An 11,691-nucleotide genomic window follows, 5' to 3' on the forward strand; every position below is an offset into this window, starting at 1 on the left:
GGTTCCGGTCGGTCGGCTCGTTCGGTCGCTGTTGAGTACCGTGCCTGCGTCGGGTGTGGCGGGGGGCCTTCGGCCGTAAGCGAGTTGTGCGTGGGCATCGGGTCCTGGCCGGTGGGCGCTCTCGGTCGCGATTGAGCTGCGCGTAGGCGTCGGGTTCCGGTCGGTCGGCTCGTTCGGTCGCTGTTGAGTACCGTGCCTGCGTCGGGTTCCGGCCGGGGCACCATCGGCCGTAAGCGAGCGCCGCGAAGGCCTCGGGTCCCGCCCGGGAGGGCACCGCACCGAGCTGGGCGACGCGCTCGGCTTCCGCTCGGTCGGCCCCTCGCGTCGCTGCTGAGCGCCGCTGAGGGCCGTCTCCGCCGCGACCCCGCCGCCGAATTCCAGCCGCCCCGCATCGCCCGCCTCCCCCTCCCTCACGGCCCCGCCGCCCCCACCAGCAGAACCTCCCTCCCCGTCCCACTCCCTCCAACACCACCGGCAAATCCCGCCCCCCGTAGTAAAGTTCGGCCGTCGCAAGCGTGACCTGAAATGGTCCTGCCAAGACAAGGGGGAACGGACATGGGCGTCGTGCTGCCCGACGAGGCGGCCTGGGTGCTGGACCTCATCGGCGTCGAGTGGCCCAACGTCGACGAGGACGACTACCGGGACATGGCCGACGGCCTGCGTTCCTTCGCCTCCCAGATGCGGGAGGGCAAGGACGCCACGGCGGGCGTCGTCCGGGAGTTCCTGGAAGGGAACGAGGGGATCGCGACCGCGGCCTTCCAGCAGCACTGGGGCAAGGTCAGCGACGTACACCTGGAACGGCTCGGCGAAGCCGCCGACCTCGGGGCGATGGCTCTCGACGGCGCCGCCGTCGCCGTGGCCGGAGCCAAGGTCGCCGCCATCGTCCAACTGGGCATCCTCGCCGCCGAGATCATCGCCGCGCAGGCCGCCGCGCCGTTCACGCTCGGGCTCTCCGAGGTCGGCGCGCTCGGTGCCACCCAGGCCACCCGGCTCATCGTGCGGCGGCTGCTCAAGGAGGCCGAGCAGCTCCTCATGGAGGAGCTCATGTCCGTCGCCATGGGCCCGGTGTACTCCGCGCTCGGCAACATGGCCACCGACCTCGTCCTCCAGCTCGGCGCCAACGCCGTGGGGCTGCAGGACGGTTACAGCCCCGGCAAGACCCTGCACGCGGGCAGCGAGGGCCTCTCCGAGGGGCTGGACGCCGCCACCGGCACCACGGGGACCTTCTCCGGCAAGGGAGGCGGCGCGTGAGCGACACCGTACGCAGCGACAAGGACCTCCACGAACGGCTCGCCGACCGGATCACCTCCCAGGCCGACGAGCACGAGTCCGGTGCCCGCCCCCACCTGCGCCGCAGCCGTGCCGGGCTGGACCGCACCCGGGGCAAGGGCGCCCTGGCGGCGGCCGTCGAGACCGGGGCCGAGAAGATCCTCAGGGCCATCGAGGAGGCCGAGGACCAGCTCCACAAGCACCTCCAGGACGTGTCCAAGGGCGTGCGGGCGATGGGTGACAACCACGCGCGCAACGACAAGAACATCGAGACGATGCTGCAGAGCATCGTCAAGCGCTCCCGCGACCAGGACACCGTCCGTGACGGCGGCGGCATCGGCAAGGACCGGCCGGACACCACCAAGGACCCGCACACCGTCACCCTGGAGTGGAAGCCCGGCATGCCCAAGCAGGCCTTCGAGCGGAAGGCACGGGCCCTGCAGCGGCTCGGCGAGGAGGGCAAGCTCTTCAAGTTCAAGGGCAAGACCGAGGACTACCGCGACAAGCAGATCACCGCGCAGTACAAGGGCGCGCTGGAAGCCCTGATCCGCAGGAACCACAAGGACGACCCCGACTTCGCCGAAGAGGCCGCGGTGGCCGCCCGTAAAATGCAACCCGACCACGTCAACGAGCTGCAGACCGGTGGTCCGGACGCGTGGCGTAACCTGCGGATGCTCGACCGGACGACGAACTACGACATCGGCACACAGCAGATACGCCCGCAGATCAAGGATCTTCCGGACGGCAATCCCATCAACATCGACATCAAGTGGTGGCCAGATGACTAGCGCGAGCCCGGCGTCGTCCCGTCTGATCGCGACGGTGGACGCTCTGCGGACGGCACTGGCGGAGAGCCCGGACGTGCTGTCGTTCACGCTCGGCGGGACGGTCGACGAGGAGACGGCGACCGCCGCGGAGGCCGACGGGGCACCGCGGGAGTTCCTGGACTTCTGCCGCGTGCTGGACGGCGCGAGCTGCGGGCCGTCCGTGCAGCTCTTCGGGCTGGAGGAGGCGGAGGAGCACCAGTTCTTCTGTGAGCCGGTGGTCGACTCCGCGCTGCCGCTGTCCCCGGAGAAGCTGTTCTGCGTCGGGATGGCCAACGAGGCGCCCGTCTTCCTCGACCGCGCGGGCGGCGGCGTCCTCGGTGCCCCGGAAGCGGGTCCCGACTGGGTCGACGCGGAGCGCTTCGACCAGCTGGCCCCGGGCCTTGAGGCGTTCTTCCTGGAGCGGCTGGCCACTGCCGCCGAGTACAGGCGGCTCGCCCTGGTCGACGACGACCTGGTGGAGTACGACGACTGGCTGAAACTGCTGCGCCGGGCCGGTCTCGCCGACTGAACCGCCGGCCCGGCCGGATGTTTGCAGGAAGAAGGGAAGCAGAGGACGCATGGCCACCCATGACGAGATGACGGAACTGTTCGGCGCGGACCGCGTGGTCACGCTGGACCGTGCCGTGGCCGAGGAGCGCGGACTGTCCGAGGCCGACGCCGCGGTGCTGTGCGAGGTCGGTGTACCCGTCTTCGTCGACGTGCTGTTCACCCTCGACACCGCCGAGGAGGGACCCGATCCCTTCACCGTGGTGCCGGTGGCCGCGGGTGGTGAGGAGACCCACATCCTCGTCCTGGGCGGCCCCACCGACGATCCCGCGATGCGGTACTGCCTCGACATGGACCGCGGCTACGTCATCCTCATGTCCTTCGACGCCGAGCCGCGCGCCGAGATCGTGAACCGCACCCTCGCCGACCTCGTCGAGTTCCTGTACCGCTTCGCGCTGCGCACCAGGCACCTGGCACAGGCCGCGCCGCAGGACCGCGCCCCGTACACCGACAAGCTCGTCGAGTACCTCAAGGCCCGCGACCCGTACGCGTTCGCCCAGCCGGACAGCTGGTGGTCGATGGTCTTCGAGCAGGTCGGCTGAGCGCCTTCGACCGCGAGCGGTACGCCTACTGGGGTTGCGCGGACCATTGACGCGCAAGGGGTTCGATTCTACGGTCCCGTCCGAAGCTCTGATCGGTGATCGACACATCGAACATCCGCCCCCCAGCGGTATCCCCCCACTCGCATCCTTGAAGGAGCGTCAGCGTGCGCCGCACCTCACTTCTGGCTGTTCCCATCGCCTTCCTGCTGGCCCTGATCCCGGGCACGGCCTCCGCGTACCCCAACCCCGGAACCGTGACCGGTGCCACCACCATCCACGACCCGACGATGATCCGTACGTCGGCGGGCCGCTACCTGCTGTACGGCACCGGCGGCGGTCTCGGCTACCGCACCTCCACCGACCGGACCGCGTTCACGGCCGGCAGCGACGCCTTCTCCACCAAGCCGAGCTGGTGGTCGTCGTACGCCACCGAGGCCTGGGCGCCCGACATCTCCTACCAGGGCGGCAAGTACCTGATGTACTACGCCGTCTCGACCTTCGGCTCCAACAAGTCGGCGATCGGCCTGGCGACTTCGAGCACCGGCCTGCCGGGCTCCTGGAGCGACCAGGGAACCGTGTACACCTCCACCACCGCCAGCGACTACAACGCCATCGACCCGAACCTGTTCGTCGACGGCGACGGCAAGTGGTGGCTGTCGTTCGGCAGTTGGTGGACCGGCCTGAAGATGATCCAGATCAACCCGTCCACCGGCAAGCAGCTCTCCACCAACACGACCCGGTACTCCATCGCCTCCCGCCCCACCGGGACCAAGGCCGTCGAGGCGCCGTACATCGTCAAGCGAAACGGCTACTACTACCTCTTCGCGTCGTACGACACCTGCTGCGCCGGCACCAGTTCGACCTACAAGGTCAAGGTCGGCCGCGCCACCAGCGTCACCGGGCCGTACGTCGACAAGAACGGCGTCTCGATGATGAACAACGGCGGCACGCCGGTCCTGGAGTCGCACGGCCGGTACATCGGCCCCGGCGGCCAGTCGATCATGAACGACTCCGACGGCGACCTGATCGTCTACCACTACTACGACGGCAACGACAACGGCACACCCAAGCTCGGCATCAACCTCTTGAACTGGAGCACGGGTTGGCCCGTCGCGTACTGAGGTGCCGTCCGCTCATTGCCGTACCCGACGAACCGTCACCGGCTGATCTCCGGTACACGTTGGGGCACTTGGCGTCCGAAGTGCCGTCGGCCGCGTAGGTCGCTGCGCCACCATTCACCCCTGGCCTTGCACCATCGAGGGGAAGGCCCGCACGACTAGGGGGGTACGGTGGCGTTCGCGTCCTTCGACATCCATGACATTCTCCATCCGCTCGATCTCGCCGCACGGCAGCAGCTGGAGAAGATCCCGGGGCTCCAGCTCGCGGCGAAGAAGTACCGCAGTGTGATCGCGGACCGTCGCGACCGGGCCCTGCTGCTGTCCAACGCGATCCGTCTGGGCCCGGACCAGGTGCCGGACTACTACCGACTGCTGCCGCCGATCTGTGAGGCTTTCGGCATCGAGCAGCCCGAGCTGTATCTGGCCACCGGATCGGCCAACGCGATGACGCTGGGCCACTCGCGCCCCTGCATCGTGCTCCAGACCGAGCTGCTCAGCACCCTGCCTCCGGAGGAGATCCAGGCGGTGCTGGCCCACGAGTGCGGGCACATCCTCGCCGAGCACGTTCTCTACCGCCAGATGGCGATGACGGTGTTCAGCGGGGTGGAGAGCCTAGGGGGGAAGTTGGGTACGGCCGTCAGCCTGTTCTCCGAACCGCTGAAGGCGGCCCTGCTGGACTGGTACCGCAAGAGCGAGCTGACCGCCGACCGGGCAGCGGTCATGTTCATGGGCGGCCCGCGCGAGCTTCAGCAGGCACTCTTCCACCTCCACGGCATGCCCCACACCATGCCGAAGGACCAGATCAGCTACGCGGCGTTCGCCGCCCAGGCCGACGAACTCGACACGGTGATGGGTGAGAAGAAGCTGGACCGGTACCTCATGCGCCACCTGGACAGGGAAGGCACCCACCCGAATGCGGCACTTCGGTTCCGCGAGGTGCAGCGCTGGGCCGAGTCCGAGGCATACCGGCAGCTCAAGGCGATCGCTCAGCGCACCGGCCCGGCGCCCTGCGGCCACTGCGGTGAGCCGGTGCGGGCCGACTGGCTGTTCTGTCAGAAGTGCGGGACCGACCTCAGGGCGACGGCCGGGGCGGGGGCGGGCTCATGAGCGCCTTCAGCAGTGAGAAGCTGATCCTCGTCATGGTTCCCGACCTCATGGCGGTGGCGGACGACGTCACCGCCCATTTCAAGGAGCGGGGCTACGACACGGTCCACGTCGCCGGGCCTGGCGGCGGTCACGAGATCAGCATCACCAAGGGCGGCGTCTTCAAGAAGGCGCTCGGTCTGCGTACGGCCCTCAAGATCGAGATCCTGCCGCAGCCGACCGGGACGCTGGTCCGCGCCGGCGTCGGGATCTTCGGCAAACAGGCGGTGCCGTTCGCGATCGCCATGTTGGTCACCTGGCCGGTGCTGCTGACCCAGGTCTGGGGGATCATCAACCAGGCCGGGCTGGACGACGAGGCGATCAAGGTGGCGGAACTGACCCTGAACCGCCTGCATCGGCTTGCTGACGCACCGTCGCCGAGCGGGGCCTACTGCCACCAGTGCGGTCACCCGAGGTCCGGGGAGGCTCCCTTCTGCTCGAACTGCGGTGTGCGCGACGGCGAACAGAAGGCGGCGACGTGAACGGCCGTCAGAAAGTCGCTGCATAGCGCGACACCGCGGCCGTCGCGTTCTCCACCACGCCCCGCAGTGTCGCCACGGGGTCCAGCACCCCCGCGGCACACAGGTCGGTCACCGCTCCGACCTCGCACTCGAAGCCGAGAGCGAGGTCGGTGAGGGCGGCGTCGAGCAGGGGCGTCATCGCGTCCGGATCCTGGCCCGTGTTGCGTATGAGCTGACGCACCGGGGCGGCCAGTGCGGTGCGCAACAGGCCGTCGTGGAGGGCGAGGCGGGGTTCCGCGCCCCGTCCGCCACCCACGCGGGCGGGCCTCCCCGTCCGATACGGCGAGCCGAGCGCTCGCCCCGCGCGGTACAGCGTCGCCCCGCCCCCGGCGCGTACCCCGAAGCGGGCCGCGGCGCGGGCCACGGTGAGGGCGCGGACCGCCCCGGAGTGACCGGAGGCTCCGGGCGGCCCCGCGTGGACCAGGACGTGGCCGGTGCCGGAGGGCGAGGTGCCGGGCAGAGCGGTGATGGTGGTGGAGGCTGGGGTGATCAGAGCGGCCGAGGCCCGGGCGAGTGGGTGGCCGGGGAGCAGGGTGTCGCCGGCGCGGGCGCACAGCGCGGGCCAGTCGACGGCGGGATCGGTCGGCCGTACGACCGCGATGGTCCTCGCGAACAGGCGGTACAGCGCGCTCACGGTGTACGAGTCGATGCGGGGCGCGATGATCAGCAGCGGCGCCGGTGAGTGCCAGCCGATGTGCTGCAACTCCTCGACGGGGACCGCCCCTTCGGGAGCCACGAGGACGTACGGCTCGTAGAACGTCACGGGCCGGGCAGCGGCGTTCGGCACCAGGACCGCGGTGTCGAGAGCGAGGCCGCTGACCACGGAGAGTTCCGCGGCGGCGCCGGTGGTGATCTCGACCCGGTCACTCCCCACGTGGGCGATTGCCGACATCACCAGGGCCGCCTCGGGCAGGTCGCCCAGTGCCGTCGCCAAGGCCCGCTCCAGGTCCTCGACGGCCGGCTCCCCGTCCCCGGCGGGGTCGCCCAGCCAGTGCCGTACGGCCTCGGCCTGCTCCTGGATGCGACCGGTGACCTCCTGCCACGGTGCGCCCGCCGCCACCGACGAGTGGACCCCGGACAGCAGGTCCCCGGTGACGATCGCGGCGGTCGCGGCTCCGTCGCCGTACTCCCGGCGCATGGCTGTCATCACGTCCCGGACCAGTTCCATGCCGGGCAGCCACCGGCTGTCCTCCCCGGCGATCGCGGCGTCGAGCACGGCCAGCGAGTCATGGCTTCCGGGGCCGTACCGGGGCCGTATCGCGCTCACTCCGATGTGGGCCCCGACGACGAGATCCGAGGCGTCCACCCCGCCGGTGCGGTCCGGGACGTGGGGCGGCGCCGTCGCCCCGGGAGATCCGCGTCCAGCGAGCCAACGACCAGCCGTCTTCCAGAGATTGCGCATGAGGGGAAGCTCCCGGATCGTGTCCTCATGGCACTGTGTCGGCTGCGGCCAGCCGCGGCCGACCATGAGGTCCCGCGTGTGGTGGAAGAGGTCCCCGGGCGTGAGGAACGGGCGACCGCCGGGAACCCCGCCGTTGATGACCTGCAACAGGCCGCCCGTGAACGCGGTGTACTGGTCCTCTCCGGTGGCCTTGCCCGGCGTCACGGCATCCGTCGAGGCGAGGATGTACGTTCCCTCGATGGGAAGTTGGCCCACGACCACGGACGAGGGGTCCGCCATGACGTCCACCGCCCGCCCGCTGAAGCAGCAGTCGAGGACGACCAGCAGCCGACGGGCACGGCGGCTTCGCAGGACGCTGCGGACGGTCGGGTAGTGCAGCCCGGTCAGTCGTGGTTCCGTGGCTGTCGTCCTGGTGGTCGCCAGGACCAGTTCGTTGGCGGTCGGGTCGATCAGGCCGTGCCCTGCGAAGTAGACGAGCAGGGTGTCGAGCGGCTCTCGGGCGACCCGCAGCAGTTCGAGCAGGACGTCGCCCGGTTCCCGGACGTCGCGGAGCACGAGGCAACGATCCTGGGCGAGTCCCCACGTCCGCGAGTCGCGGAGCGCGGCCGCCAGCGCGTTGAGGTTGTTGCCGACCGCGGGCAGCGGGGAGAGCTTCTCGCTCTCGTACGTGCTGGTGCCGATCAGCAGGGCCATGGACCGCCGGGGATCGGCGGGGGCGGTCACGGTGCCCCGTCGGCGGGCGCGGCGGGGAGTTCCTCCAGGATCCGGCCGATCAGTACGGCGGGATCACCGGGCCCCTTGGCCTCCACCACCACACTGCCCCGCGGGCCCCTGACCCGCACCCTGACCTGGGTCACACGGTTCTGAAGCCACACCGACACGGCCCCGGCCAGTGCCGCGCCGGCGCCGCCCGCCGCGAGTGAAGCCTGAAGGATCGTGCCAACCGTGCCCCCCATGTCGTCGGCTTCGAGGACCGGCTCGGGGCGGCTGAAACGAATCGACCGCAACCTGCGGTCCCGCAGGAGCCAGTCCTCCAGGGAACGGAGGTCCGGCTCGCTCTGGTCCGACTCGACGCTGAGGGTGATGTCCACGCTCGGACTGTCCCACAGCGGACGCCCGGTCACGGGAGATCGGGGGGTTCGGCCGATACCACCCGCGCGGGGCGTCGTGAGCGGCTATTCTGCGGCGCCCCCGCCGGAGATGGCAGGTACAACTCGACCTACCACGCCCGGCGGTTACCCGGAAACGGCGCCGTGACCTACCCGGCCTGTCCCATCCCCGCGGCGTTCGGCCAGCTCTGGGCGTTGGGCCAGCCGGTGGCGGGCGCCTGGGACAGTTCCTGCGGAGCCCCCGGCGCAGGCGCGGTCATCCCGCGTACCTGCGCGGCGGTGAGCCCTCCACGGGCCGGCACCCCCGGCGGAGTCGGCCCGTAGGACGGTGTGAAGGGCGCCGGAGCCGGTGGGGCGGCGGGCACGGGCACGGGGGCCGGCATGGGAGCGGGGGCCGGCATCGGGTCCGGAGCCGGCATCTGGGCCGGCATCGGCATCCCCGCCCCCATGGAGGCAGCTGTCCCCATGGAAGCGGCCGGGCTCATGGAGGCGGCCGCGCCGATGGAAGCGGGCGTCCCCATGGAAGCCGCCGCCCCCATGGGCGCCGCCGCGGCCACCGCCGCCGGCTGGGCGACCGGCATCGGCATGCCGACGCCGCCGCCCATTCCGCCGCCCATCCCCCCACCGCCGACGGCCATCGCCGCCAAATCCTGCATGCCCGCCCCGTTGGTCTGGCCGACGAGACGGTCCACTGCCGCCGTACCCGAGCTGTAGCTGGTCCCTTGAGCGAGCTCGGGCACGGCGGCTCCCCTCCTGGTCCCGTAGAGCACCTGTTCCAGGCCGGACACCAGGCGACGCACGTCCACCTGGGGGCGCACCACGAGCCGCAGGAAGCGGCTGGAAGAGCCGATCTTGTTGCCGCACTCGCGGACGAGGATGCGGTGCTCGGTGAGCATCCGGTCCCGGACCACGGTGCCTTCGGCGCCGACGGGCAGGCGCACGAAAAGGAAGTTCCCCTGGGAGGGGTAGACGGTCAGGCCGGGCAGCGCGGAGAGCTGGCTCGCCATGTCGAGGCGGTCCCGGCGGACCTGGTGGAGGCTCTGCGCGTACTCGGCGCCGTGCTCCTTGAGCATGAACACCACGTACTCGGCGAAGGCGTTGAGGTTCCACTTCGGCAGCATCGAGCGGACCCGGCCCGCGAGGGAGGGGTTGGCGACCATGTAGCCGAAGCGGATGCCGTGCAGGCCGAAGTTCTTGCCGAGGCTGCGCAGGACGATGACGTTCGGCCGGATCATCGCCTCCTGGACCACCGAGGGTTCCTGCTCGGCGTCCGCGAACTCCAGGAAGGACTCGTCGATGATGATGAGGTCCAGGTCGGCCATGGCGTCCATGAACTGCACGAGCGCGTGCTTGTGGAGGAAGCCGCCGTCGGGGTTGTTCGGGTTGCAGATGACCGCGACCCGCGTGCCCCGGGTGCGTATGAACTCGGCGTACTGCGCGAGGTCCAGGGCGAATCCGCTGGACTCCTGGAGCGGGAACATGTCGACCCGCTTGCCGGTCTCCATCGGCTGGTCGGTCCAGCGGCCGAAGGTGGGGACCGGGACGGCGAGGGACTCGCGGACCAGCAGGTGGTCGATCCAGGTGATCAGTTCGGTCGAGCCGTTGCCCATCGCCACGGCCTGCGGCGGCAGTTGGAGCAGGTTGCACAGCTCGGCGGTGATCGTGTCGGCGCTGCTGGGGTAGTAGGTGATGATGTCCTTCAGCCGGGCGGCCATGGTGTCCATCATCGCCGGGGTGGGAAAGTAGGGATTGCAGGGGATACAGAAGTCCACCGGCCCCGTCCCGTCTCCGCCTTCGCGCGCCAGCGCCGCCATGGACGGGCTGTGCGCAGCCGTGCTGCGGAACAACGAGGTGACGTTGTCGGCCATCGAACCTCCGTATGGGGCGGACCCGGCGGGGACGACCGGGTCCGTCGTCATTGGGTGGCCCGCGCGGGGGAGCACGGGCCGCCCTTACATACGGATTCCTGCGTGGCGCTGTTCAACGGGTGTGAAAGAAGTGTGAGTTCGGGAACCCCTGGCCCGAATCACGCATCAGGCCAGCTCAGGCACCGAACGAGTGGATCGTCGTCGACCGGTATGTCTGGCCCGGACGCAGCACCGTCGAGGGGAACGACGGGTGGTTCGGCGAGTCCGGGAAGTGCTGCGTCTCCAGGCACAGCGCGTCGCCCTGGCGGTAGGTGTGACCGCCGGTGCCGGTGAGGGTGCCGTCGAGGAAGTTGCCCGAGTAGAACTGCAGCCCGGGCTCGACGGTGGAGATCTTCAGCGTGCGGCCCGACGACGGGTCGTGCAGGGTCGCCACGTGCTCGGGCTTGGCGGTGATGCCCTTGTCCAGGACCCAGTTGTGGTCGTAGCCCTTGGCGAGGACCTGCTGCTGGTGGCCGGCCCGGATGTCCCGGCCGATCAGCTTGCCCTTGCGGAAGTCGAAGGGGGTGCCCGCGACCTTCGCCAGCTCACCGGTGGGGATCAGCCCCGAGTCGGTGGGCGTGTAGCGGGAGGCGGCGATCCGCAGCTCGTGGTCCTCGATGGTGCCGGTGCCCTCGCCGCCGAGGTTCCAGTACACGTGGTTGGTCAGGTTGACCACGGTGGCCTTGTCGGTGGTGGCCTCGTAGTCGATCCGCCACTCGCCGTGCCGGGTGAGGGTGTACGTCACCTTCACCTTGAGGGTGCCCGGGTAGCCCATCTCGCCGTCGACGGACGTGTAGTGCAGGTGCAGGCCGACGTCCGAGCCCTTGGTGAACGGCTCGACGTCCCACACCCGCTTGTCGAAGCCCTGGGTGCCGCCGTGCAGGCTGTTGACCCCGTCGTTGACGGACAGCTGGTAGTTCTTGCCGTCCAGGGTGAACTGGCCCTTGGCGATGCGGTTGCCGTAACGCCCGATCAGTGCGCCGAAGTACGGGGTCTTGGCGACGTAGTCCTCGATGTTGTCGAAGCCCGCCGAGACGTTGGCGTGGTGTCCGTGCCGGTCCGGGATCTCCAGGGACTGCACGACGCCGCCCCAGGACAGGACCTTCATCCGCGTGCCGCCGTTGGCCAGCGACCAGATGTAGACCTTCGTGCCGTCGGCGAGCTTGCCGAAGAGCTTCTTGGTCGGCTGCTTGCTGCCGGCCGCCTCAGCGGTGCCCCCGAGCGTCGTCGCGGCGATTCCCGCGGCCGCGGCACCGGCGATGACCGTTCGTCTGTTCAGTTCCATCTAGCGGCTCCTGTGAAGGAAG

At 70.0% G+C, this 11,691-nt stretch carries 11 protein-coding genes; 7 read left to right on the forward strand and 4 right to left on the reverse strand.

Annotated features, from left to right (window positions below; genetic code table 11):
- Nucleotides 1-555: 555 nt before the first annotated feature.
- From ABZT06_RS09545 to ABZT06_RS09575, 7 genes are all read left to right on the forward strand, one after another.
- The gene (locus tag ABZT06_RS09545; RefSeq protein ID WP_355737378.1) at nucleotides 556-1,251 is read left to right on the forward strand and encodes a hypothetical protein; all 696 of its coding nucleotides are present in this window, start codon (nucleotides 556-558) and stop codon (nucleotides 1,249-1,251) included.
- Nucleotides 1,248-2,057 (forward strand): hypothetical protein, encoded by an 810-nt coding sequence (locus tag ABZT06_RS09550; RefSeq protein ID WP_355737380.1) that lies wholly within the window; start codon nucleotides 1,248-1,250, stop codon nucleotides 2,055-2,057. The genes ABZT06_RS09545 and ABZT06_RS09550 overlap by 4 nt, the downstream gene beginning before the upstream one ends.
- On the forward strand, nucleotides 2,050-2,604 hold the full coding sequence (locus tag ABZT06_RS09555) for a hypothetical protein (RefSeq protein ID WP_355737383.1): 555 nt from the start codon (nucleotides 2,050-2,052) through the stop codon (nucleotides 2,602-2,604). The genes ABZT06_RS09550 and ABZT06_RS09555 overlap by 8 nt, the downstream gene beginning before the upstream one ends.
- 49 nt (nucleotides 2,605-2,653) lie before the next feature.
- A complete protein-coding gene (locus ABZT06_RS09560; protein WP_355737386.1) occupies nucleotides 2,654-3,184 on the forward strand; it encodes an SUKH-4 family immunity protein in 531 nt (176 codons plus the stop codon).
- 164 nt (nucleotides 3,185-3,348) lie between these two features.
- Nucleotides 3,349-4,305: an arabinan endo-1,5-alpha-L-arabinosidase gene (locus tag ABZT06_RS09565; protein WP_355737389.1), complete on the forward strand. Its 957-nt coding sequence runs from the start codon at nucleotides 3,349-3,351 to the stop codon at nucleotides 4,303-4,305.
- A gap of 168 nt (nucleotides 4,306-4,473) precedes the next feature.
- Nucleotides 4,474-5,409: a M48 family metallopeptidase gene (locus ABZT06_RS09570; protein WP_355737392.1), complete on the forward strand. Its 936-nt coding sequence runs from the start codon at nucleotides 4,474-4,476 to the stop codon at nucleotides 5,407-5,409.
- Entirely contained in the window at nucleotides 5,406-5,927 is a 522-nt protein-coding gene (locus tag ABZT06_RS09575; RefSeq protein WP_355737396.1) for a zinc ribbon domain-containing protein, read from the forward strand. Before ABZT06_RS09570 ends, ABZT06_RS09575 begins: the two co-directional genes overlap by 4 nt.
- A 7-nt stretch (nucleotides 5,928-5,934) precedes the next feature.
- On the opposite strand, the gene ABZT06_RS09580 is transcribed toward ABZT06_RS09575, so the two are convergent.
- The 4 genes from ABZT06_RS09580 to ABZT06_RS09595 form a co-directional block, all read right to left on the reverse strand.
- Complete coding sequence (locus ABZT06_RS09580) at nucleotides 5,935-8,091, reverse strand: caspase family protein (protein ID WP_355737399.1); 2,157 nt, start codon at nucleotides 8,089-8,091, stop codon at nucleotides 5,935-5,937.
- Nucleotides 8,088-8,459, reverse strand: a complete 372-nt coding sequence (locus ABZT06_RS09585; RefSeq protein ID WP_355737402.1) for a hypothetical protein — start codon at nucleotides 8,457-8,459, stop codon at nucleotides 8,088-8,090. Before ABZT06_RS09585 ends, ABZT06_RS09580 begins: the two co-directional genes overlap by 4 nt.
- Before the next feature lie 167 nt (nucleotides 8,460-8,626).
- Nucleotides 8,627-10,345, reverse strand: coding sequence for a histidinol-phosphate transaminase (locus ABZT06_RS09590; RefSeq protein ID WP_355737404.1), 1,719 nt, complete (start codon nucleotides 10,343-10,345; stop codon nucleotides 8,627-8,629).
- A gap of 175 nt (nucleotides 10,346-10,520) precedes the next feature.
- A complete protein-coding gene (locus ABZT06_RS09595; RefSeq protein WP_355737407.1) occupies nucleotides 10,521-11,669 on the reverse strand; it encodes an aldose epimerase family protein in 1,149 nt (382 codons plus the stop codon).
- Nucleotides 11,670-11,691: the final 22 nt, after the last annotated feature.

Source organism: Streptomyces sp. NPDC005483 (assembly GCF_040606035.1).
GTDB lineage: Bacteria > Actinomycetota > Actinomycetes > Streptomycetales > Streptomycetaceae > Streptomyces.

Coding starts and splice junctions, on each gene's coding strand:
- ABZT06_RS09545 (WP_355737378.1), top strand. CDS start 556: ATGGGCGTCGTGCTGCCCGACGAGGCGGCCTGGGTGCTGGACCTCATC.
- ABZT06_RS09555 (WP_355737383.1), top strand. CDS start 2,050: ATGACTAGCGCGAGCCCGGCGTCGTCCCGTCTGATCGCGACGGTGGAC.
- ABZT06_RS09560 (WP_355737386.1), top strand. CDS start 2,654: ATGGCCACCCATGACGAGATGACGGAACTGTTCGGCGCGGACCGCGTG.
- ABZT06_RS09575 (WP_355737396.1), top strand. CDS start 5,406: ATGAGCGCCTTCAGCAGTGAGAAGCTGATCCTCGTCATGGTTCCCGAC.
- ABZT06_RS09590 (WP_355737404.1), bottom strand. CDS start 10,345: ATGGCCGACAACGTCACCTCGTTGTTCCGCAGCACGGCTGCGCACAGC.
- ABZT06_RS09595 (WP_355737407.1), bottom strand. CDS start 11,669: ATGGAACTGAACAGACGAACGGTCATCGCCGGTGCCGCGGCCGCGGGA.